Below are 22,858 nucleotides of genomic sequence, written 5' to 3' on the forward strand. Positions count from 1 at the left end.
AAGTTCAGGGAGCCGGAATGGTTTTTGAAAACGAAACAATTGATTACGGAACTATTGCTCACAATGCTGATGGTAATCGTCAGTTTGTTTTTGTAAACAACGGTACAAAGCCATTAATTATTACTAACACTCAAGGATCTTGTGGCTGTACGGTACCAACAACTCCAAAAGAGCCAATTGCTCCGGGTGCAAAAGGTATTATTGGTGTAAAATATGCTACTGACAGAGTTGGAGCATTTACAAAAACGGTAACGGTTACTTCTAATGCAGAGGGACAACCAACAAAAACACTTACTATTAAAGGTACTGTTTTACCGGATCCTGTAAAAAGCTAAATCGGAAAAACATCTAAATAACTAAAAAGCTTCCTTATCTTTGGAAGCTTTTTTTATGACCTCAATTTTAACCCAATGAGAAAACTCGAAAATAGCGAACTGGACAGAAAATCAATTGATGATTTCAAAAAGTCAGATAAAACACCTTTAATTTTAGTATTGGATGATATTCGCAGTTTACATAACATAGGATCCGTTTTTAGAACTGCAGATGCTTTTTTAATTGAAAAAATAATCCTTTGTGGCATTACAGCTACTCCTCCCAATAAAGAAATACATAAAACTGCTCTTGGCGCTACAGAAACTGTTGCCTGGGAACATCATGAAAATGTTTTAGAAGTTATACAGAATCTCAAAAAAGAAAATGTTTTGACACTTGCTGTTGAACAAGTTGAAAGCGCCATTTTTCTTCAGGATTTTAAAGCCGAAAAAAATCAAAAATATGCTTTAATTTTTGGTAATGAAGTTTATGGAGTGGCTCAGGAAGCTGTAGCTATTTGTAATGGATGTATTGAAATTCCACAATTGGGAACAAAGCATTCTTTAAATATTGCGGTTAGTGCCGGTATTGTTGTTTGGGATTTGTTTCAAAAGTTAAATTGGACTAAAAACACTTAAAAAAAACAGAACCGAATCAGCAAATATTTAAAGCAATTTCTATCTAATTGTTTGAAATTGAAACAAATTTTTTTATTATTAGAAAATTGATACTTTTATAAAATGAAAAAAAATGATTTCGTAAAATTATCTCTTTTATTACTTATTTTTAGTTTTAATCTATCACACTCAAATGATACATTTAAAGCTTTAGAAAAAAGTACTATCAAAATAAACGACACCCTTAGATTTGTCAAAAAAAATAATGGAAAGTCAAATTTAGCTATCGATCCTCCAATAATAACCGCAACAGGAGATCAATTATACTGTCCTCAAACCAGCATACATATTACCACTACAATTGACATTAATCATGATCTTGCTGAAACAGGAACCCAAGCTGTTTTTATTCAAATTTCATCTGGTTACTCCAATGGATTTGACCAATTACAACTTTCAAATCCTGCTTCACACCCAAAAATTATTACAAGTTGGGATGCAACAGCTGGAAAATTAAAATTATACAGTCCAACTGGTGTCGATGTATTATATTCCGAATTTGAAGCTGCCATAAAAGACGTTCAATTTTACAATTCATCTGCAACAGCGTCAGGAATCAGAACTTTTTCTATAACAATTGGGCAGGCAAATTACCTTCCTTCTACGGGACATTATTATATGTTTGTACCTAGTATTGGAATTACATGGACAAGCGCAAAAGCTGCAGCTGAGGCAAGCAACTATTATGGTCTTAAAGGATATCTTGCTACTCTTTTAGCATCTGATGAAGCAAAATTATCAGGAGAACAAGCCTCAGGTGCAGGTTGGATTGGAGGTAGTGACGCAGAAACAGAAAATGTTTGGAAATGGGTAACCGGACCTGAGGGACTAGCAAATAGCGGAAACGGAATCATTTTTTGGAATGGCCTTAGCAACGGAAGTACACCTAATTTTGCTTTCTGGAATAATAGCGAACCAAATCAGGCAGGAGATGAAGATTATGCTCACATTACAGCTCCTGGAGTAGGAATTTTGGGTTCATGGAATGATTTGTCAAATACAGGAGGAGCAACTGGAGATTACCAACCAAAGGGATACATAGTGGAATATGGCGGAATGCCGGGAGAACTTCCTTTGAAAATTGCAGCCAGTACAAAAATTACAATACCACAAGTTACCCTTACAAATCCAAATGCAGTATGCGATTCCGGAACATTTACTTTAACTGCTACAACTACACCAGGAACAACAATTAGCTGGTATGATTCTGCTGTAAGTACAACTCCTCTGGCAACTAGGACTTCATTTACGACACCAGTAGTTACTACTTCCACAACTTATTATGCAGACTCTGGCTGTATAACAAACCGAAAATCGGTTGTTGCCATAGTAAATAATACTCCTAATGACCCGACAGTTTTACCACCAGCTCCAAGATGTGGTACAGGATCAGTACTATTAGAAGCAACATCAAATGTTGGTATTATTAATTGGTTCAAGACATTATCAGGAGGCTCTAGCGTTTATCAGGGGAATAATTTTACTACACCAGTAATTTCTACCAATACAACATATTATGCCGAAGCTTCAAATAATGGGTGTATCAACAATAATAGAACACCTGTAAATATTATAATTTATTCCCTTCCAGTTGTTACTGATGAAAATGATATTGTTTTATGCGAAGGAGAAACAATAGAATTGGATGCAAAAATAACGGGAGTAGAATATGACTGGTCTACAGGAGAAAAAACACAAACCATCAAAATTTCTACGCCAGGAACTTACACGGTAATCGTAACCAGCCCAGCACCTGAAAGTTGTTCAAGCACGAAAACAATTACTGTAATTGAATATAAAAAACCAATTATTAAAAATATAAATGTTGACCAACAAACTGTCAGTATTAATCTTGAAAATCCTGAAGATTATTTTGAATTCTCTGTTGATGGTCAAAACTACCAGTCATCCCATATCTTTTATGATGTTCACGGTGGTCTGCAAACTGCTTATGTAAGAACAACGAACAAGCTTTGCGCTGCTAATAAAATTACCCAAAACTTTATAGTTTTAATTGTCCCTGCTTTTTTTACACCAAATAATGATTTACACAATGATGTCTGGGAAGTGACTGGTATAGAAAATTATCCTCAGGCTGAACTTACCATTTTTGACCGATACGGAAAACTTATTACTAAACTGAGTGGATCTGAAATGAGTTGGGATGGGACTTTTAACAAAACACTTTTACCAGCATCTGATTATTGGTATGCCTTAAAAATTGACAACAATACACCCTTATTCAGAGGACATTTTTCATTAAAAAGATGATTTAATTAGGATAATGTGCCAATTAGAAAATTAGATAATTAAAAAAAATTATTCAGCATATCTTTTTTTGTTACAAAAATGAAAATATGTTTAACACTAGGCAATTATCTAATTATACTCTGAATTTCATTCAAAATAAAAAGATAATCTTCGTGATTTTTTATAAAATCACGATTAGAAACATCAATTATCAAAACATTCAAATTAGCTTGTGATTTTATATATTCCAAATAGCCATTATTGATTTTATCCAGATATTCTGCTGAAATATTTTGTTCGTAATTTCTGCCTCTTTTTTTTATATTCTGAAGCAGCCTTTCTGTATTCTGATACAAATACACATACAGATCAGGCTTTGGCATCTCTCTGTAAATAATATCAAATAAATTTCGATACAGCCTGTATTCATCTTCTGCAAGAGTGATTTTAGCAAAAATCAGTGATTTAAAAATATGATAATCTGCTATGATAAAATCCTTAAACAAATCAAATTGCGCAAGATCATCTGATAATTGCTGATAGCGATCTGCAAGAAAAGACATTTCCAGCGGAAAGGCATATCGGTTCTGATCTTTATAAAATTTAGGTAAAAATGGATTATCAGCAAAACGTTCCAAAACAGTTTTTGCATTAAAATCTTCAGCAATTTTGTTAACCAAAGTTGTTTTTCCTGCACCAATATTACCTTCAAAGGCAATATAATTAAATCGTTGTAACGGAATTTCCGATAATGGGTTTTTCAAATCCTGTACAATTGTACAAACACTATCATCTGGTGAAATGGCAATTAATTCGGAAATTGTTTTTTGAAAAACAGGATGTTTCCAGTTTAGTTTTAAATCCTGCATTGGAAGCAATACAAAATTCCGGTTTTGCATATGTGGATGTGGAATCTCAAGTTTTTCAGAATCAATTATTTTATCATCAAATACAATAAGATCCACATCAATAATCCTGGATTGATAGCCTTTTTCATCAGAGCGGATTCTTCCCAGTTGCTTTTCAACCTTCAGAACCTGATTCAGTATTTTTTGTGCAGATGAATGTGTATGCAAAAGCAAGGCACAATTATAAAAAGCATCACTTTTAAAACCCCAGGGCGGCGTTTCATACAGTCTTGAAACCTGAATTACAGTTCCTACTTCCTGATGGATCAACTGGATACAATTTTCGATGTTTTTTAAACGATTTCCCTGATTGCTCCCTATTGATAAAACGACCTGATGCTGTGACTTCATAATTAATGCAAATTAACTAAAAGTATTTAGAATTAATCGCATTATTTATATCGAAAATCAGAAGTTTCCAATTTCTTCAAATTCTTTTTTGTTGTCTTTGTTCTCCGTAACTCGTTTTAAAAAATCTTTCAAATCAGTAGTTAAAGGAAGCTGATTCTGGCTTTTCCAAAATTGATCTGAAAAAGGATATTTTACTTTAAAAACATCTTTATCCATTGATATATTCGAATCTGCTTTGTCAGTTATAAAACTGTTAGTCACAAAAAAAACAGTCGAACAATCATAAAATGCTTTATTATTATTATCCTTCCCTACAACTTCTACTCTAAAGTCTGAATTTGCATTGTTTAAATAATATTTACCCGTAGCGTTATTTCTTTTAAAATTTGTAGTTCTATTATAAGCAGTGGTTCTATATTTAATTTTCCCATCCTCCGTATAAGGTATTTTTTCTATATTATTATAAAAGTCAAAATAGGTTTCTACAAAGGCATAATCTTCCTTATTTATGATAAAATAACCACTCGTTTTCTGTCCGATTGAGCTATCATCTTTAGTTATAAAACTAATTTTTATATAACCTTCTGTTGTGTTTTTTTCTTCTGTCAGTTCAAATTTTTCAATTGTTATGTTTAACATCGTAAACAAATCAAACATTTTCTCGAAACTATGAAACCTGAAATATTCGACATTTTTCTTTTCAGAAATTCCAATTTTTCGCATATTCAAAATTTCAATTTCACATTTATTATCAGGCTGTTTACTCGTTTTAAAAAGTGATTTCCTGGAAATTTTAGCATAAATATCCTGAAGTCTTGTTATTTCGGAATCTCTTTTTAAAATACATCGTAAAAAAAAGATTTCATTATAGGGCTCCAAAGCATAATTATCTTTAATTTTACTGTAAGCCTTTTTTAATATCGCAGTTTCATTACCAACTACAACTTCATCAAGCTCAATACTTTTAATTTTCATGAAAATAGTGTCTTGATTTTTAATTTCATTAAACTTTAATTGAATACTTTCATATCCAATTAAACTAAAATTAACTACATCAACTTCCGATACAAATGTAAAAGCACCTTCTTCATTTGTTAAAGAATTGTCTTTTTCGTTGTAAATATTTACTTTTTCCAGAGGCAATTTTGACAAGCTATCCGCAACTACAGCAGTTATTTTTTTATTTTGCGCTACGATTGAAAAATTAATCAATAACAAACTCCAAAGAAACCTTTTTACTTTCATATCCTAAATTAATTTTATTCAAATATAAAATTTTGAATTAAACAAAATTATCCTACAAACATAAAATTCCAAGCTTTATTTAAAAACCTTAAAAGCGGTTAGTAAAACAATTGAACTGTTAAAATCAATTTTATTTTAGATTATATTTGTAACAGATCACGCTTTTTTGATACTTATTAAAAAAATGTATTTATGAAATTTCTAGGAAATGTAATTGCCACAGTTATTGGTATTTTTGTTTTTATTATGCTGTTCTTTTTTGGAGTAATCCTGATTGGAGCTATTTTTGGAGGAGATGACAGTGTTTCTGTCAAAACCGATTCTGTAATAGAATTAAATTTAAAAAACATTCAAAATGACTACGCTGGTAAGTTTAAAGATCCATGGGTGACTCAATTCTCGGGTCAGAATGGAATTGGATTAACCGACGTTATTAATGCAATTGAAGCGGCAAAAACGGATGATCACATTAAAGGTATTTCTATTTTAAACGATGAATCTTATTTGGGATTAGCACAATATAAAGACTTAAGAAACGCACTTGAAAGCTTTAAAAAATCAGGAAAATTTGTTTGGGCGTATGCCAACACCTATTCTCAAAAAGAATATTATTTAAATTCGGTTGCCAACGTAGTTTATCTAAATCCGGTTGGAGATATGGATTTTAAAGGACTTTCATCTGAAGTGATGTTTTTTAAGGATTTTCAGGAAAAATCAGGCATTCATATGGAAGTAATTCGTCACGGAAAATATAAAAGTGCCGTAGAACCATTTTTAGAAAATAAAATGAGTGAGGCTAATCGAGAGCAAATCACGGCTCTTTTAAATTCGCTCTGGTCAACAGTTATAACAGATATTTCAAAAAGCAGAAACATTCCTGTTAACAAATTAAATGAAATTGCCAACGGATTATTGGCCAGAACTCCGGAAATGGCAAAAGCGCAGCGATTAGTGGATATTGTTGCTTATGAAGATGTTTATCATAATGCCATAAAAAAGCAATTGAAAGTTACTGGCGATGATGATTACAATAAAATTTCAATTACAGATTATACGCAAAATAATGTTACCACTGCTTTAGCAGATACTGCTAGTGACCAGATTGCTATTATTTATGCCCAGGGTGAAATTCTTAGTGGCGAAGGCGATGTAACCGAAATAGGAGAAGGATCAATGCGACGTTCGTTACAGGAAGCCCGTGAAAATGATGATGTAAAAGCTATTGTACTTAGAATTGACAGCCCGGGAGGAAGTGCTTTAACTTCTGACCTGATCTGGAGAGAAATCGAGATTACAAAAAAGGTGAAACCAATTGTAGTTTCTATGGGTAACTACGCTGCATCGGGCGGTTATTATATTGCTTGTAATGCCAATAAAATTTTCGCTGAAAACAACACTATTACAGGTTCAATTGGAGTTTTTGGAGTTTTACCTAACTTTACTCCTCTGGCCAATAAACTAGGCGTTAATACAGAACAGGTAAAAACACATGAAAATTCGGCAAATTACAGTCCGTTTGTTCCGGTTGATGAAAAATTCAAAGCTTTTACCCTTGAAAGTGTTGAACATATTTATAACACTTTTGTAACGCATGTTGCCCAAGGACGAAAAATGACTTTTGCCGAGGTTGATGCGATTGCCCAAGGTCGCGTATGGTCAGGATCCCAAGCTATAAAAATTGGACTTGTCGATAAAATTGGAGGTCTGGATGATGCTGTTGCAGAAGCAGCCAAAATTGCTAAAATTAAATCCTACAGTACTCAGAATTATCCTGAATATGATAAAAGCCTTAATGATCTTTTTTCTAATTTGCCTTTCGCCAAATCAAAAGAGGCATTTATTAAAGAAGAAATTGGCGAAGAAAATTACATTTTAATAGAACAAATCAAAAGATTTCAAAGACAAAAAGGCGTTCAGGCAATGATGCCTTATGGAATAAATATTAAATAATATATCCTAAATTGTTATTATAATCCGTTTGAATAAATATCAAACGGATTTTTTTGTTTCTTTATTAAGTCAAAAACAATTTTATATTTTATCAAAAAATTGCGAATACCTTCCCGCATAAAGTCTATTTTTGCAGGAAGCAAAAATTAAATTTTGTACTATTTTAACCTCAAATCATAGTTATGCTAAAGAAAATTCTAAAAATTTCAGGAATTGTACTCGTGGTTTTTATTGCCGCATTATTTGCTATTCCCTACTTTTTCAAAGATCAGATAAAAGCAAAAATTGCACAGGCAATCAACGAAAGTGTTGATGCAAAGGTAAGTTTTGCAGATGCCGATTTAAGTTTATTTAAAAATTTCCCGAATGCTACTGTTGGAATCGAGAAACTGGTTATCATCAACAAAGCACCTTTTGAAGGCGATACTTTGGTTTCTGTGGGAGAATTGAATTTAAAAATGAGTATCAAAGAACTTTTTAAAGGAAAAGATGAACCGATGAATATCGAAGGAATCAGCTCTGAAAATGGTCTTATCAACATTATTTTTAATAAAGACGGTGTTGGTAACTTTGATATTGCTTTAAAAGATAAGGAAAAAAGCACATCAGATGATAAAAGCAAGCCGCTTTCATTAAAAATACAGAATTATAAAATAGAAAATTTCACTTTTCGATATATTGACCAGGGCTCGAAGATAAAAATGGTTATTGACAGTTTAAATCATGAAGGAACCGGGGATTTTACTAATTCCAAATTAGATTTAACAACAAAATCTACCGCGAAAGTTTCTTTAGATATGGACAAAGTCAATTATATGAAAAACATTGCACTGACTTTAGATGCTGTTTTAGGAATTGATTTAGAGAAAAGCAAATACACTTTTAAACAAAACAAAGCTTTAATTAACCAATTACCTTTAGAATTTGATGGATTCATACAAATGGTAGAGGCTGGACAGATTTATGATTTAAAATTTAAAACACCCACCTCCTCCTTTACTAATTTCCTGGGGTTGATACCTTCTGCCTATTCTTCCAGTCTAAAAGGTGTAAAAACTACGGGAGATTTTACAATTGCAGGTTTTGCAAAAGGAGAGCTGACAGAAACAACAGTTCCAAAATTCAATATTGAAATCGCTTCCAACAATGCTTCTTTTAAATATCCGAACTTGCCAAAATCAGTTGAGAATATTGTTATTGATACTAAAATCATTAATGAAACAGGGATATTAAATGATACCTACGTAAATTTAGATAAATTAACATTCAAAATCGACCAGGATATTTTTAGTGCAAAAGCGAATATTAAAAATGTTACTGTAAATCCTATTGTTGATGCTGCCTTGAAAGGAACAATCAATTTAGCAAACCTTTCGAAAGCCTATCCCATAAAAATAGACAAACCTTTGTCAGGAATATTGAAAGCGGATGTTACAACCAAATTTGATATGGCATCCGTAGAAAAAAGCCAATACGAGAACATTAAGAATGCGGGTACAATGAGCCTTTCAGGATTTAAGTATACTGACGAGAACAATAAATCAATGAACATAAGCACAGCATTGGTCGTATTTAACCCGAGTACGATAACACTTAAACAATTTAATGCCACTACTGGCAGAAGTGACATCAGCATCAATGGAGTTTTAGAAAATTTCTATGGATTTCTGTTTAAAAAACAAGAATTGAAAGGAAACTTCAATATGAATTCGGTCCAGTTGGCTGTAAATGACTTTATGACTTCCGGTGAACCTGCAAAAGGTAAAACCGAAGCAAAAAAAGCTGAAGCTATGAAGATTCCGGCATTTTTAAATTGTACTTTAAACGCCAAAGCCAATACAGTTTTATATGATAATTTAGTACTAAGCGATGTTTCTGGAAAATTGATTGTGAAAGATGAGAAAGCAACTTTACAAAACTTTAAAACATCCATTTTTGGCGGAAATATTGGCTTGAACGGCACTATTTCAACCAAGCAGAAAGTACCTACATTTACCATGAATCTCGGTTTTGATCAGGTAGATATTGCGCAGACTTTTACTCAATTGGATATGATGAAAAAAATCGCACCAATTGCAGGTATTATAGATGGTAAATTAAATTCTACAATTAAATTAAACGGTAACTTGGATGCCATGGAGTTAACTCCTGACTTAAAATCCTTAACTGGTAATTTATTAGGTCAATTACTCTCTACTACAGTAAATTCAAAGAACTCAACCTTACTTAATGCCTTAGGATCAAACATAAAGTTTATTGATGTTAGTAAACTGAACCTTAATAACCTGAAAATGGCATTGAGCTTTGACAATGGAAAAGTGAATATTAAACCCTTTGATATAAAATACGAGGACATCAAAGCGACCATTGGGGGAACGCACGGTTTTGACCAAATAATGAATTACAATGTAAAACTGGATGTGCCGACTAAATATTTAGGAACTGAAGCCAATGCACTTATTGCAAAAATGTCTCCGGCAGATGCTGCAAAACTCGAAAGCATTCCAATAAATGCTATGCTTAAGGGTAGTTTCTCTAATCCAAAAATTTCAACCGACACCCAAGCTGCATTGAGCAATTTGACTACGCAATTGGTCAATCAACAAAAGGAAAAATTAAAAAAACAGGGAACTTCGGCTCTTAGTGATTTGATAAATAAAAACACAAAAGCCAAAGACACCTCGAAGGCAGCAACTGAAAAGGAAAAAAACACACAGGAAACAACTAAAAAAGCCAGCGATTTATTAAATGGGTTATTCAAAAAGAAAAAATAATCAAAAAAGCCAATCTTAATGATTGGCTTTTTTTATATTGCTTTTGAATATAAATTTAATTTACCATTATTCAGAATTGGATTTATAATCTTAAAATAATCTCCGGATGAAACTGTATTAATATCAATTCCGATACTGCAATTATCATATGGTGCATATTTTTTGAGATCAGAGACAGAAAAAAGCCCAATTGTAGGCGTTTGAACAGCGCTGGATAAATGCATAATTCCACTATCGGCACCAATAAAAACATCTGCGTTTGCAATGACTGCCCCTATTTCCCGAATATCCCTGCTGTAAAAGGTAGGTGCCTGAAAAGCAATCTGTGAAACATTTTCTACGGGTAAAATTTCAATTATATTAAAGTCTGCATATTCAGCCTTTAATTCTCGATAAAAATCTTCCCACCAGTTCTCTGACAAGCATTTTTCGCCTGTAGCGTAAGTAAAAATACAAATAGTCTTTTTATGGTTTCCAACTATGCTCTCTAAAAATTTTTTCCCCTCAGATAATTCAAAAGAATCTAATTTAAGATCCAGCGGTGCAATTATTTTTTTTCTTTCCTGCAGTCCTAATTCTGTGAGGTAATTTCTAAAATTGTAGACAGGATATTTTGCTATGTGATTATAATCACTTTTTTCTTCTTTGTTAACTTCATTGAAATCTCCAAAGCATTTGTATTTTGCATCGCTAAATTTTACGGCTAATCGTCCTGACGAAGATCCCTGATCTACATTGATAACAAGATCATATTTTTGTTTTTTTATTGAAATCCAGACTTTAAAATATGCCATTAAATTATTGAAAGGTTTTTTAGGGAGTTCAATTGCCATCTGGAAATTATCATAATTTTTGAAAATAACCGGTGCAAGAGTTCCTTTAACAAACAAATCAATTTTACAATTTGGAAACGTTTCTGCTACTTCCTGAATAAGAGGTGATATCAATAATAAATTTCCCAATCTCGCATTAGGTCTGGAAATCAAAACTCTTTTTATTTCGTTTTTATTGACTAAAAAAATACGATCTTTAAAATTTGATTTTCCAATATTCTTAGTAAGAGTACGCATCATAGCGCGTCTAAAAATATTTATTTTTTTCCAGATCCCCATTTTAATACATTGTGTTAGAACTTAATTTTTAAAAAATAAACTTGCTTTTTGAATCTTTCAAATATAGATTCTTTTATTTTTTAAAATTAAAATCTTTCAACAAGTAACCATTACAAAATTGTAATGAAATGTATCAAGTTTTACATGTATAAATTAAACATGAATTGTTACTAAATATCCCTCAGAACCCCGGACATTAAAAACTATTCCGTTTTCAAAAATCAAATATTGTCCTTTAATTCCAATTAGTTTTCCCTGAAATGAAGCTGTTTTATCCAGGTTTAGACTTGTGACTTTTGCCGGATAATATAAAACCGGATAATGCAATTCGTAAAGGTCATTTTTATCGCTATTAAAATAACCTTTGGCTTCTGTTGGAATCAAACTTTCAACTTTTGCTTTTTCTGTAATCAAATCACAAGATCCTGAGGCGCACAACATTTTTCGCCAATTGGTTTTATCAGCATAATGCTCTTTTAAGGCAACCTCAGTAATTCCGGCTAAATAACGGTTAGGAACCTCAACAATAGCAATTGCATGTGTTGCCCCCTGATCTATCCATCGGGTTGGAACCTGAGTCTTGCGGGTTACCCCTACTTTTATTTCACTAGACAATGCCAAATACACAACATGTGGCTGTAATTGCACTTTTTGTTCGTAATCTAAATCACGATCTGCAATTCCTAAATGTGCGGTACTCAGTTCTGGTCTCATAATCCAGTCACCTACTGCAGGACTGGAATAAAAACAATCGTAACAAAAACCCTGTCTGAATATTTTCTTCTTTTTATTACAATTCAAACATTGATGCCCCACGACGTTAATCTCAATTTCCTTATTCAGTAATTGATTTACATTCAGGAAACTATCCTCAAAAACAAGATAATATTGAATTGGATTTCCGATTTCAGTTTGCATTTTGGTCAGTACTCCTTGGTATGTCATGGGAATTTTAGATTGCTGAATTTTATTTAATATGTAAATCCTATCAGGAATGTTTAATACTAAATAAATTGTTTTTTATAAAAAAACACTATTTTTGATATAATGCCAAAGTTAGTATTTGTCTGTTGATATTCAAATTTTAAATTTTCGACTTTTGGCATTAGTGATCAAACAAGAAACCCCAAAATCTAAATTCATTCATGCCAATATCTATAATAAATTCGTTTGCCTCATGGGTCCTTAAACAAAGAATTCATCAAATTGAGCTTTTTTTAAAATATCCTAATGAGGTTCAGGAAGAGCTGCTGCACAATTTAATAACCGCATCAGAAAACACGATTATTGGAAAACAATATGAATTTTCATCAATAAACTCTTATCAGACATTTATAGAAAGAGTCCCGATTTCTACATATGAAGAATTACAGCCTTTGATTGAACGAACGCGTCAGGGTGAACAGAATGTTTTTTGGGAAACCCCGATAAAATGGTTTGCCAAATCCAGCGGGACTACCAATGCCAAAAGCAAATTTATACCGGTAAGCAACGAAGCGCTCGAAGATTGTCATTATAAAGGCAGTAAAGATTTACTCTGTCTGTATCTAAACAATAATGAGGATTCGGAATTGTTTTTGGGCAAAAGTCTTCGTTTGGGCGGAAGTTCCCAGATATATGAAAACAACAATACTTTTTTTGGGGATTTATCGGCTATTTTGATTGAAAACATGCCTATCTGGGCTGAATTCAGAAGTACCCCAAGTAATAAAATTTCGCTGATGACTGAATGGGAAAGCAAAATTGCAGCGATCATCAATGAAACAAAAAATGAAAATGTAACCAGTTTTGCCGGAGTTCCGTCCTGGATGCTCGTTTTAATGAACAGGGTTTTAGAAGATACCGGAAAAACAAATCTGCTGGAAGTATGGCCCAATCTTGAAGTGTATTTTCATGGTGGTGTGAGCTTTTCTCCGTACAAAGAACAATATAAAAACATACTGCCGAGCAAGGATTTTAAATACTACGAAATCTACAATGCTTCTGAAGGATTTTTTGCCATTCAGGATTTAAATAATTCAAGTGATTTGCTTTTAATGCTGGATTATGGAATTTTCTACGAGTTTATTTCAATGGATACTTTTGATACTCCCAACCAAAAAGTAATTCGTCTGGCTGATGTAGAACTGAATAAAAATTACGCCATTGTTATTACTACTAATTCAGGTTTATGGCGTTATCTGATTGGAGATACAGTTCGTTTTACATCTTTAAATCCTTATAGAATTCGTGTTACCGGAAGAACCAAACATCATATTAATGTTTTTGGTGAAGAATTGATGGTCGAAAATACCGATCAGGCAATTGCCAAAGCCTGTGAGATTACCCATACCGAAGTAAAAGATTATACCGTTGCTCCAATTTTCATGCAGGACAAAGAAAAAGGAGCCCATGAATGGATGATCGAATTCAAAAAAAAACCTGCTGATGTTGGACTTTTCCAGAAAGTGCTTGACGAAACTTTGCAGACTTTAAATTCTGATTACGAAGCCAAACGCTACAACAATATGACCTTAAACCCATTGGTAATTAATGTCGCCCGTGAAAATTTATTTTACGACTGGCTAAAAGAAAAAGACAAATTGGGGGGACAACATAAGATTCCGAGACTTTCTAACCAAAGGGATTATTTGGAGCAGTTGAAGGAGATGTAGATTTAAAAATCATTATTTATTATTAAAAACTGTAAAACTAAATTTACTAATGAGTTTAATAGAAAAAACAAAAAGTTTAATTCCTCTTGGATATCTTTTTCTTGTGATAATGGGAGTTTTAAAAGAAAGTGTTTTCTTTTATCAATTGGGAATAAACATTTTGAAATATTCAACTATCATGGATATTCTTATCAGTCCGATTGCTGATCTGACTTCAAACCCAATTATATTATTGAGTTTTCTTGTTTTCCTGACTTTCATCGCGCTCTTTCTTTTATTTTGCTACAAATACAGGAGCAAAACATGGGTCAGAAAAATGGTTGGTCTAAAAGAGAATTCATATAAAATATCAGATGAAGAATTCAAAAATAAATTGACTAATGTGTTTTTTATTTTAATCTCCGTTGGTATGTTAAGTTTTTTTCTTGGTTTAGGAATTGGAGGAGGACACAACATCTCAAGAAAAATTAAAAACAACAAATTAGAATACAAGCAAAAAATCACTTTTAACTCTGGAGAGAAGGAAGATGTTTATCTGATTGATACAAACAGCGCCTATTACTTTTATGTAACCAAAGGAAATAGTTCTATAAAAATTACACCAATTGGAGCAGTGAAAAATATTGAGTTAGCAAAAATTAAATAATTACATAAAATAAAAAGCTAATAGAAATAAAAATAGTGATAGCGCTCGCATTAATACAAAAATTGTTTTTTTTAATTTAAATAATTTTTAGAAATGCCAATTCCACTAAGTCGCATGAGGGATAGCAGTGAAAATCCTTTTGTGCCGGGGTTCGGCACAAAAGATTGCAACGGATAGCCCGACCCGCTTTTTCTGCGGGACATGCCCATAAAAAAACCTTAGCTTTATTTAAAAACTAAGGTTGTCATATTTTGATTATTCGATACTTGTGTGATTTCTCCTTTGTCGAAATGACAAAATTATAAAATTACATCATATCAATATATCGGTCGTGATAGCCTAATAAGTATAAAACGCCGTCAAGGCCTAAGCTTGAAATAGAAGTTGAAGCGCTTTCTTTTACTTTTGGTTTGGCGTGAAAAGCGATTCCGAGACCTGCTAAATTAATCATTGGCAAATCGTTGGCTCCATCACCAACTGCAATAGTCTGGTTGATGTGAATTCCTTCTTTTTCAGCAATAGCCATTAGGTGTTCTGCTTTTTTAAGACCATCTACGATATCACCAATATATTTGCCGGTTAACTTTCCGTCTATAATTTCTAATTCGTTGGCATGAACATAATCGATTCCCAGTTCTTTTTGCAGGTATTCACCAAAATAGGTAAATCCTCCGGATAAAATGGCGGTTTTATAGCCGTAATATTTCAGGGCTTTCATCAAACGATGAGCCCCTTTTGTGATGGGTAAATTTTCAGCTACTTTTTGCAAAACGTCTTCGCTTAATCCTTCCAGCAATGCCATACGTTTTTTGAAACTTTCGTTGAAATCAATCTCGCCATTCATAGCGGACTCTGTAATCGCACGCACCTGCTCGCCTACTCCGTTCAATTCTGCTAATTCGTCTATTACTTCTGTCTGAATTAAGGTAGAATCCATATCGAAGCATACCAGGCGTCTGTTTCTTCTGTAAATATTGTCTTCCTGGAAAGAAATATCAACATCGAGCGTTCTGGAAATTTCCATAAAACTGGCGGTCATTTCTATCTTATTTACAATTTCTCCGGTTACTGACAATTGTATGCAGGAACGGGGATATTCTTCTTTTTCAACAATAGAAGTCCTTCCGGTTAATCGTATAATAGAGTTAATGTTCAGATTTTGATCTGTCATTATTTTTGTCACGGCAGCCAATTGTGCGGCCGTTAATTTTTCTCCTAAAACATTAATGATGTAACGCTGTCTGGATTGGGATTTTACCCATGTTTCATAATCATCAATTGAAATTGGTATGAACTTAACCTTTACTTCCAATTCATAAGCCTTGAACAGCAGATCTTTTAAAACAGGTCCTGAACTTGAGCCGGCTTCGATTCCGAATAAAATTCCCAAAGACAATGTATCATGGATATCGGCCTGGCCTATATCTAGAATAACAGCATCATATTCTGCCAACACTGATGTTAACCCAGCAGTTACTCCTGGTTTGTCATGTCCTGAAACTTTTAATAAAATTATCTCCTTATCCTCTAGTACCATTTTATCCTTATTGATTTAGAAGCGACAAAAATCGGCAATCTATTGTTGATAAAAAAGGATATTCTTTGTTTTTTTTACAATCAAAAAGCACAAACGAATGTGCTTTTTGAATTATTTTAACAATTATGTCCGAGTATCCAAATAACGTAACTTAATTATTATTTATTAGGTTCGTTTTCATCAAAATTGACCATCCAGGCTACACCGAATTTATCTTTAAACATTCCGAAATAAGCTCCCCAAAATGTTTTTTCCAATGGCATTTCCACTTTGCCTCCTGCTGATAATCCATTAAAAATACGGTCTGTTTCATCTGTGCTCTCCGTATTGATCGAAATTGAAAAATTATCTCCAAAACCAACATCACCATATTTCGGATGACTGTCACTTCCCATTAAAATAGTGTTCCCAACCGGGAGCGAAACGTGCATGATTCGGTTTGCATCTTCTGCAGAAAGTGCTTCGCCACCATCTTCTACTGGCGCATCTTTATACTTTCCGATGTATGGAAATTCGCCTCCAAAAACTGATTTATAAAACAGAAATGCTTCTTCGCAATTTCCATTAAACATTAAATAAGGGTTTACTGATGTTGCCATGATTTGTTATTTTTATTGTTATTTTTTATATACATTCTATATTGATATTGCCATTGAATTTTGCAATTGGTATTTATTTCTCTGCAAGTTCTTTTACTGTTTCTAATGCTTTCGGAAAAGCTTCCTTAAAATAATCGATGTGTTTTTCAACAATATCAACCTGAGCGATCAAATCTGTAAATTCGTCATCTGGAATTAATCGGTAGGTTTCCATTGCACCGCTCCATTTTTGTGTTTCTTCATCAAGTGGTACTTCTTTGAAATCTTTTATTTCCCCAATATATTTAAACGCCATGTACTCATTAGGCATTCTTGTTTCAATAATACTGTTCATTCCTTCCCCCTTTGGAGACATAAAATGTATTTTATCGCCTTCATTCCAGTCGCTAAGTGCGTAAGAACCTTCGCAAAAAGCACTTGTCCACTTTCTGTAGGTCTCATCATCCCATAAAACTGACCATACTTTTTCTACAGTGGCTTTAATTCTAATTGTAAATTCTAATGTTTGCATATCTAATTTATTTAGGTAATTTATTGAAATCCATATATAAAACATTCCAGCGATGACCATCCAAATCGGCAAAACCACAGCCGTACATCCATCCCTGGCTTTCGGCCGGCGGACTAAAAACATTTCCTCCTGCTTCTTTTATTTTTTCTGCCAATTCATCCACTTCTTCCCTGCTTTCTGCATCAATCGAAATTAAGATTTCAGAACCTGATTGTGTATCTGTCAGTTCATTTTGGGAAAAACTTTTGAATAATAATTCTTCAAAAAGCATCACCACAAAATGTCCTTCCCCAATTACCATACAGGTAGAACTTGGTGTATCGTGCTGTTCATTGAAAGAAAAACCCAGTTTCCAAAAAAAGTCTTTCGCTTTTGATACATTTTTAACCGGCAGATTCAACCAAATTTGTTTAGCCATATCATTAATTTTTAAGTTGAACTTTGTACGTAATTTTTAAAGTTATCCAAAATAGCCTGCCAGCCTCCCCGCTGCATTTCTTCCGGATTTTCAGTTTCAGGATCGAAGTTTTCAGTAATTTCTATTCCGTTTGATGTTTCTTTAAAAGTGATTTCCGCTTTCCTTCCATCTCCCATTACATAATGTATCGCTTCATTTTGTTTTATCAATGTATATTCTCCCCAAAAATCAAAACTCATACTGCCGTCTTTGGCTGCCATATTGGTTGTAAATTTTCCACCTTGTCTTAAATCATTTTTAGCATATTGGCTATGCCAGTCGGGAGAAGCAAATGCCCATTTTGTAATGTGTTCCGGCAATGTCCAAAATTCCCAAACCTTTTCTATTGAAGCCCTAATTGTTGTTTGTACTGTAATCATATAGCTCTGTAATTTAAAATTTATTTATTTTTGGCTGCAGATATCCATTCGGTTATAATTTTCTCCAACTCGTCTTTTCCGTTTTCAATCTCCTGGAGATTTTTAAACGTTACAATTGCCCTGTCATTTTCTTTCCAGACTAACATTTTACTTTTATTTTCAATCCATTTGTCTTTTGGTTGCTCCTGCTTTTTTGCTCCTCTGTGAAAAATCAGCTGAACTTTTGTATTCATTGGCTGAATTCTCATGGTAATCCTGTCTTCGTTTTCAAAGCAATAGTTGGGCGAATTCCATTTAATATCTTCCGTCAGATCTTTATTTGATGCTAAAATGCAATCTCTTAACTTCTCTATTTCTTTTCTAAAAGGATGATTAAGTTCGTTCAGAAATTCCGTTACTTCGCTATTTTTATTTGATTGTTTCGTCATTTAATTTGCTTCAGTATATTTTTTAAAATTATCAATAACTCCCTGGCAAAATTGCTTTTGTTCATTTGCAGGATGCGATTTTTCGGGTTCAAAAATCTCTGTTATTTTTACTTTATCACTCTGACTTTCAAACTGAACACTTCCTGTTCTTTCATCAACAAGTTGATATTCAATAACTAAAAATTTGTCGACTTTAGTATAAATTCCTTCATAATCAAATGAGATAATTTCATCTTTTGTGCTCATTGTATATTTGAATCTACCTCCAGCCTTTACATCATTTTGTACATATGGTGTATGCCAGTCATCCGTAGGATTATTCCATTTCTGAATGTGTTTTGGTGTTGTCCAGAATTCCCAAACTTTATCTATTGAACCATAAACAGTAGTTTGTACAGTTATCATATTTTAAATTTTTAATTTAAAAAAATTAACCCATTTGTGGAATCTGGCTTTCATCCATAAAGAAAATCTCCCAGTGATGTCCGTCAATATCAAAAAAATTGCGTTGATACATCCAGCCGTAATCTTTTGTCTGGATATCTACACCTCCGGCTTTCAACACTTTTTCGATCATTTCATCTACTCCTTTACGAGTTTCTACTGATATCGAGATAATAACTTCGCTTGCAGTAGCGGTATTGCAAATCTCTTTGTCTGTAAATGTTTTGTAAAACTCTTCAACCAAAAGCATTACGTTTATATTTTCGCCTATAATTAAACACGTTGCTTTTTCACTAGTGAATTTTGGATTAAATAAAAATCCCAATTCGGTAAAAAATGCAATGGATCGATTTAAATCTTTTACGGGAAGATTCAGGAATATTTTTGTTTTCATACTATTAAATTATAAATTATTTAAAACAAATTTAAAATTTCAAATCCGACATTAAACTACAATAAAAGTCAATTTTAGGGTCATTTAAGACAAAATTTATATCTTCGTAAATTGTAAAGAAAAAAATATGAGCACGAAAGTAGGTTTGATTATCCCTTACGACTACAAATTATTAAGCGTCGCAGCGATTTTAGAAGTTTTTGAAACAGCCAATAAATTAAGCAAAGAAACAGAGGTACATTTTGAAATAATGGTTTTTCAATCGGCTGATCAAATTAATGAAAAAGAACTATTTGGATATGAAGTACAATCCATTCAGTCCAATGAAAATCTAGACCTGATTTTGATTCCCGCCTTTACTACCGATAATATGAGCGAGATGATTGCCAGAAATAAAGAATTTATACCGTGGCTACAGGAACAACATCAGTCCGGATCTGAACTGGCGAGTTTTTGCACGGGTGCCTTTTTGTTTGCAGCTTCCGGGTTACTCAACGAAAAACTGGCAACTACACATGTCGATGCCTGCAGTGCTTTTACAAAAGCTTTTCCGTTAGTGAAATTAAAATCAGAAGAGACTTTGACAGCTGATGGCAGTTTATATACTAGCGGAGGCTCAACCTCCACTTTTCATTTATTGATTCTTTTGGTTCAGAAATATTGTGGAAATGAAATTGCTGTTCAGATAGCCAAGATTTTTTCCATCGATTTGAACCGATACAAACAAAGTTATTTCAGCACGTTCAGACCGAATCATCTGCACAATGACAGTTTGGTTGCTATGCTGCAGCAAAAAATAGAAAGTCACTACAGTACGATTGAAACACTGGAGGAAATCACCAAAGATATTCCAACCAGTTCCAGAAACATGACCAGAAGATTTAAGCAGGTCACTGGAATTCCGCCAATTGAATATTTACAAAATATTCGGGTAGAAAGCTCTAAAAAATATCTGGAGCAAACACAGCTTTCGATTTCTGAAATTATCGAAAAAACAGGTTACAACGATCCTAAAGCATTCCGGAAAGTATTTTATAAAATGGTAGGCATGAAACCTATTGAATATCGGGAGAAGTTTAGGGTTCAGTAGTTTTTTTAGAGCAGAAATTCGATTTTCAAAATAACTTTAGTCCTGCTATCCGCTGTATCTCTTGTTGCGAACCCCGCAACAACAGGATGCCGCTTCTATCAGGGCTAAGCCAGAAATTTTATTTTCTTAAGAAATAAGAAAATAAGATTGCTATTAATTTATGATTTGATAATCCACATCAGGACCTTTTTATTCTTTTTCAGGATCTCATCAATTTCTTTCATACTTTCGTTAGAAACTGCTGGACAACCCCAGCCTTCCGGAGTTCCTTTCGGGTAAACTTCATTGGTTGAAATGGCTTCCCAGGAATGCAAAACAATCGCCCGTTTTCTCGCATTTGAATTAGTCTTGTCTTTTCCCTGTAATATATAATTGACTTTAATTCCCCATTGACTGAAGCCGCGATCCAAAACAACATATTTACCTGTCGAAGAACAATGCGAATCGAATTCATTACTCAAAGGAGCATTTTCTTTTGTAGAAGTACCACTCCAATTATTATCCCCGCAGCCATTACTTACCATATAGGATTTAGAAACTTCCTTTTTATTAAAGTCATAAACAAAAAATCGCTTCAAACCCGAATGCACACCTAAATCGATCAGAATAAATTGATCCTGATTCAGGTTTTCCTTTTTACAATATTGCTTTGCTTCTTGATAATAAGTAGCATAATCAATGTCTTTGATTTCGCTGCGAAGTTCTTCTCCTGCAATTATTTCTTTTGAAGTTTCGGTTTTTACAGCATTTTTTTCCTTGCTTTCTTTCATGTTACAAGAAAGAATAAATATTGAAATTAAGAGATAAATTATTTTTTTCATACTTAATATTTAAACGAAAGTGAAGTCAGGACAGTTCTAAAAAACAAAAAACCTGTTCAAATATAATGAACAGGTTTTATAAAATTATAGAAATCAATTGCTAATTATGAAGCAATTTCCATTCTCTTCAATAAATTTTTGTTTAAAGTATGCCTGGCATAATCTTCATCGATTGTCAATACTTTATCGTCTGAACTTGGCAATTCATACATCGCATCTGTTAGAATAGCTTCACATAAAGAACGCAATCCACGAGCTCCTAATTTGTACTCTAATGCTTTATCCACAATAAAATCCAATGCCTCATTTGTAATACTGAACTCCACTTCATCCATCAAAAATAATTTTTGATATTGTTTGATTAACGCATTTTTTGGCTGAGTCAGAATAGCACGTAATGTTTCTCTGTCCAATGGATCCATGTGTGTTAAAACCGGCAAACGACCAATAATTTCCGGAATCAATCCGAAATCCTTGATGTCTTTAGGAATGATATATTGCAATAGATTGTCTTTATCGATATTGTCTACATTTTTCGATGTCGAATATCCAACAGCCTGACGGTTTAAACGTTTCGAAATAATACGCTCTATTCCATCAAACGCCCCACCTGCAATAAACAGGATGTTTTGTGTGTTAACCTCAACAAATTTTTGATCCGGATGTTTTCGGCCTCCTTTTGGCGGTACGTTTACTACTGTGCCTTCCAGTAATTTCAATAAAGCCTGTTGCACACCTTCACCAGAAACGTCACGTGTTATGGATGGATTATCGCTCTTGCGGGCAATTTTATCTATTTCATCAATAAAAACGATTCCTCTTTCTGCTTTGGTTACATCATAATCGGCAGCCTGAAGTAAACGTGTCAAAATACTCTCGACATCTTCACCCACATAACCTGCTTCTGTCAGAACTGTCGCATCAACAATAGCCAAAGGAACATCCAACATTTTTGCGATCGTTTTAGCCACCAGTGTTTTTCCTGTTCCGGTTTGACCCACCATAATGATATTGCTTTTTTCAATCTCTACTTCGTCGTCTAACTGCTGTTGCATTAAACGTTTGTAATGATTGTAAACCGCAACCGACATTACTTTTTTTGTCTGATCCTGACCAATAACATATTGATCTAAAAAAGCCCTGATTTCTTTTGGTTTCTTTAAAATCAAGTCCCCAACCAGTTTTGCGCTTCCGCTTGATTTTAACTCTTCTATTACAATTCCGTGTGCCTGCTCAATACACTTATCACAAATATGTGCGTTGATACCTGCAATCAATAAATTGGTTTCTGGCTTTTTTCTTCCACAAAACGAAC

At 33.4% G+C, this 22,858-nt stretch carries 22 protein-coding genes; 8 read left to right on the forward strand and 14 right to left on the reverse strand.

Going from position 1 to position 22,858, the window contains the following annotated elements; all coding sequences use genetic code 11:
* The 3 genes from ABI657_RS14825 to ABI657_RS14835 form a co-directional block, all read left to right on the forward strand.
* Positions 1–335, forward strand: a 335-nt coding sequence (locus tag ABI657_RS14825; RefSeq protein ID WP_348098048.1) for a DUF1573 domain-containing protein, incomplete at its 5' end; no start/stop codon positions are given.
* A 75-nt stretch (positions 336–410) separates the two neighbouring features.
* Positions 411–953: an RNA methyltransferase gene (locus ABI657_RS14830; protein ID WP_348098049.1), complete on the forward strand. Its 543-nt coding sequence runs from the start codon at positions 411–413 to the stop codon at positions 951–953.
* A 102-nt stretch (positions 954–1,055) separates the two neighbouring features.
* Positions 1,056–3,263, forward strand: a complete 2,208-nt coding sequence (locus ABI657_RS14835; RefSeq protein WP_348098050.1) for a T9SS type B sorting domain-containing protein — start codon at positions 1,056–1,058, stop codon at positions 3,261–3,263.
* Between the two features lie 104 nt (positions 3,264–3,367).
* On the opposite strand, the gene folK is transcribed toward ABI657_RS14835, so the two are convergent.
* Together folK and ABI657_RS14845 are read right to left on the reverse strand one after the other, a co-directional pair.
* Positions 3,368–4,501 (reverse strand): 2-amino-4-hydroxy-6-hydroxymethyldihydropteridine diphosphokinase, encoded by a 1,134-nt coding sequence (gene folK / locus ABI657_RS14840; protein ID WP_348098051.1) that lies wholly within the window; start codon positions 4,499–4,501, stop codon positions 3,368–3,370.
* A 57-nt stretch (positions 4,502–4,558) separates the two neighbouring features.
* Positions 4,559–5,746, reverse strand: coding sequence for a hypothetical protein (locus tag ABI657_RS14845; protein ID WP_348098052.1), 1,188 nt, complete (start codon positions 5,744–5,746; stop codon positions 4,559–4,561).
* 192 nt (positions 5,747–5,938) lie between these two features.
* Between ABI657_RS14845 and sppA the strand changes: the two genes are divergently transcribed.
* Together sppA and ABI657_RS14855 are read left to right on the forward strand one after the other, a co-directional pair.
* The gene (sppA, locus tag ABI657_RS14850) at positions 5,939–7,696 is read left to right on the forward strand and encodes a signal peptide peptidase SppA (RefSeq protein ID WP_348098053.1); all 1,758 of its coding nucleotides are present in this window, start codon (positions 5,939–5,941) and stop codon (positions 7,694–7,696) included.
* A 182-nt stretch (positions 7,697–7,878) separates the two neighbouring features.
* Positions 7,879–10,470: an AsmA-like C-terminal region-containing protein gene (locus ABI657_RS14855; protein WP_348098054.1), complete on the forward strand. Its 2,592-nt coding sequence runs from the start codon at positions 7,879–7,881 to the stop codon at positions 10,468–10,470.
* A 32-nt stretch (positions 10,471–10,502) separates the two neighbouring features.
* Here the strand turns inward: ABI657_RS14855 and ABI657_RS14860 are convergent, their stop codons facing one another.
* Positions 10,503–11,582: a glycosyltransferase family 9 protein gene (locus ABI657_RS14860; RefSeq protein ID WP_348098055.1), complete on the reverse strand. Its 1,080-nt coding sequence runs from the start codon at positions 11,580–11,582 to the stop codon at positions 10,503–10,505.
* Positions 11,583–11,735: 153 nt separating this feature from the next.
* On the reverse strand, positions 11,736–12,527 hold the full coding sequence (locus ABI657_RS14865; protein WP_348098056.1) for a DUF2797 domain-containing protein: 792 nt from the start codon (positions 12,525–12,527) through the stop codon (positions 11,736–11,738).
* A gap of 200 nt (positions 12,528–12,727) precedes the next feature.
* Between ABI657_RS14865 and ABI657_RS14870 the strand changes: the two genes are divergently transcribed.
* Positions 12,728–14,236, forward strand: a complete 1,509-nt coding sequence (locus ABI657_RS14870; protein WP_348098057.1) for a GH3 auxin-responsive promoter family protein — start codon at positions 12,728–12,730, stop codon at positions 14,234–14,236.
* A 49-nt stretch (positions 14,237–14,285) separates the two neighbouring features.
* A complete protein-coding gene (locus ABI657_RS14875; RefSeq protein ID WP_348098058.1) occupies positions 14,286–14,882 on the forward strand; it encodes a hypothetical protein in 597 nt (198 codons plus the stop codon).
* Positions 14,883–15,189: 307 nt separating this feature from the next.
* Here ABI657_RS14875 and serB read toward each other — a convergent pair whose 3' ends face one another.
* From serB to ABI657_RS14915, 8 genes are all read right to left on the reverse strand, one after another.
* Entirely contained in the window at positions 15,190–16,419 is a 1,230-nt protein-coding gene (gene serB, locus ABI657_RS14880; RefSeq protein WP_348098059.1) for a phosphoserine phosphatase SerB, read from the reverse strand.
* Between the two features lie 158 nt (positions 16,420–16,577).
* Positions 16,578–17,018, reverse strand: a complete 441-nt coding sequence (locus ABI657_RS14885; protein WP_348098060.1) for a VOC family protein — start codon at positions 17,016–17,018, stop codon at positions 16,578–16,580.
* 73 nt (positions 17,019–17,091) lie between these two features.
* Complete coding sequence (locus ABI657_RS14890) at positions 17,092–17,529, reverse strand: SRPBCC domain-containing protein (protein ID WP_348098061.1); 438 nt, start codon at positions 17,527–17,529, stop codon at positions 17,092–17,094.
* A gap of 7 nt (positions 17,530–17,536) precedes the next feature.
* Positions 17,537–17,947, reverse strand: a complete 411-nt coding sequence (locus ABI657_RS14895; RefSeq protein WP_348098062.1) for a VOC family protein — start codon at positions 17,945–17,947, stop codon at positions 17,537–17,539.
* Between the two features lie 11 nt (positions 17,948–17,958).
* On the reverse strand, positions 17,959–18,366 hold the full coding sequence (locus ABI657_RS14900) for an SRPBCC family protein (protein WP_348098063.1): 408 nt from the start codon (positions 18,364–18,366) through the stop codon (positions 17,959–17,961).
* A gap of 20 nt (positions 18,367–18,386) precedes the next feature.
* The gene (locus tag ABI657_RS14905) at positions 18,387–18,794 is read right to left on the reverse strand and encodes a DUF1801 domain-containing protein (protein WP_348098064.1); all 408 of its coding nucleotides are present in this window, start codon (positions 18,792–18,794) and stop codon (positions 18,387–18,389) included.
* The gene (locus tag ABI657_RS14910; RefSeq protein ID WP_348098065.1) at positions 18,795–19,199 is read right to left on the reverse strand and encodes an SRPBCC domain-containing protein; all 405 of its coding nucleotides are present in this window, start codon (positions 19,197–19,199) and stop codon (positions 18,795–18,797) included.
* Positions 19,200–19,224: 25 nt separating this feature from the next.
* Positions 19,225–19,632, reverse strand: coding sequence for a glyoxalase/bleomycin resistance/extradiol dioxygenase family protein (locus tag ABI657_RS14915; RefSeq protein WP_348098066.1), 408 nt, complete (start codon positions 19,630–19,632; stop codon positions 19,225–19,227).
* Between the two features lie 127 nt (positions 19,633–19,759).
* On the opposite strand from ABI657_RS14915, the gene ABI657_RS14920 reads away from it, so the two are divergent.
* Positions 19,760–20,722, forward strand: coding sequence for a helix-turn-helix domain-containing protein (locus tag ABI657_RS14920; protein WP_348098067.1), 963 nt, complete (start codon positions 19,760–19,762; stop codon positions 20,720–20,722).
* 158 nt (positions 20,723–20,880) lie between these two features.
* Here ABI657_RS14920 and ABI657_RS14925 read toward each other — a convergent pair whose 3' ends face one another.
* Both ABI657_RS14925 and clpX read right to left on the reverse strand, forming a co-directional pair.
* Positions 20,881–21,543, reverse strand: a complete 663-nt coding sequence (locus tag ABI657_RS14925; protein WP_348098068.1) for a murein L,D-transpeptidase catalytic domain-containing protein — start codon at positions 21,541–21,543, stop codon at positions 20,881–20,883.
* Between the two features lie 104 nt (positions 21,544–21,647).
* On the reverse strand, positions 21,648–22,858 hold a 1,211-nt coding region (gene clpX / locus ABI657_RS14930; protein ID WP_348098069.1), incomplete at its 5' end, for an ATP-dependent Clp protease ATP-binding subunit ClpX.

The sequence above is a fragment of the Flavobacterium sp. genome, assembly GCF_039930565.1.
In the GTDB taxonomy this organism is placed as follows: domain Bacteria; phylum Bacteroidota; class Bacteroidia; order Flavobacteriales; family Flavobacteriaceae; genus Flavobacterium.

Coding starts and splice junctions, on each gene's coding strand:
- ABI657_RS14830 (WP_348098049.1), top strand. CDS start 411: ATGAGAAAACTCGAAAATAGCGAACTGGACAGAAAATCAATTGATGAT.
- ABI657_RS14835 (WP_348098050.1), top strand. CDS start 1,056: ATGAAAAAAAATGATTTCGTAAAATTATCTCTTTTATTACTTATTTTT.
- folK (WP_348098051.1), bottom strand. CDS start 4,501: ATGAAGTCACAGCATCAGGTCGTTTTATCAATAGGGAGCAATCAGGGA.
- ABI657_RS14845 (WP_348098052.1), bottom strand. CDS start 5,746: ATGAAAGTAAAAAGGTTTCTTTGGAGTTTGTTATTGATTAATTTTTCA.
- sppA (WP_348098053.1), top strand. CDS start 5,939: ATGAAATTTCTAGGAAATGTAATTGCCACAGTTATTGGTATTTTTGTT.
- ABI657_RS14855 (WP_348098054.1), top strand. CDS start 7,879: ATGCTAAAGAAAATTCTAAAAATTTCAGGAATTGTACTCGTGGTTTTT.
- ABI657_RS14860 (WP_348098055.1), bottom strand. CDS start 11,582: ATGGGGATCTGGAAAAAAATAAATATTTTTAGACGCGCTATGATGCGT.
- ABI657_RS14865 (WP_348098056.1), bottom strand. CDS start 12,527: ATGACATACCAAGGAGTACTGACCAAAATGCAAACTGAAATCGGAAAT.
- ABI657_RS14870 (WP_348098057.1), top strand. CDS start 12,728: ATGCCAATATCTATAATAAATTCGTTTGCCTCATGGGTCCTTAAACAA.
- ABI657_RS14875 (WP_348098058.1), top strand. CDS start 14,286: ATGAGTTTAATAGAAAAAACAAAAAGTTTAATTCCTCTTGGATATCTT.
- serB (WP_348098059.1), bottom strand. CDS start 16,419: ATGGTACTAGAGGATAAGGAGATAATTTTATTAAAAGTTTCAGGACAT.
- ABI657_RS14885 (WP_348098060.1), bottom strand. CDS start 17,018: ATGGCAACATCAGTAAACCCTTATTTAATGTTTAATGGAAATTGCGAA.
- ABI657_RS14890 (WP_348098061.1), bottom strand. CDS start 17,529: ATGCAAACATTAGAATTTACAATTAGAATTAAAGCCACTGTAGAAAAA.
- ABI657_RS14895 (WP_348098062.1), bottom strand. CDS start 17,947: ATGGCTAAACAAATTTGGTTGAATCTGCCGGTTAAAAATGTATCAAAA.
- ABI657_RS14900 (WP_348098063.1), bottom strand. CDS start 18,366: ATGATTACAGTACAAACAACAATTAGGGCTTCAATAGAAAAGGTTTGG.
- ABI657_RS14905 (WP_348098064.1), bottom strand. CDS start 18,794: ATGACGAAACAATCAAATAAAAATAGCGAAGTAACGGAATTTCTGAAC.
- ABI657_RS14910 (WP_348098065.1), bottom strand. CDS start 19,199: ATGATAACTGTACAAACTACTGTTTATGGTTCAATAGATAAAGTTTGG.
- ABI657_RS14915 (WP_348098066.1), bottom strand. CDS start 19,632: ATGAAAACAAAAATATTCCTGAATCTTCCCGTAAAAGATTTAAATCGA.
- ABI657_RS14920 (WP_348098067.1), top strand. CDS start 19,760: ATGAGCACGAAAGTAGGTTTGATTATCCCTTACGACTACAAATTATTA.
- ABI657_RS14925 (WP_348098068.1), bottom strand. CDS start 21,543: ATGAAAAAAATAATTTATCTCTTAATTTCAATATTTATTCTTTCTTGT.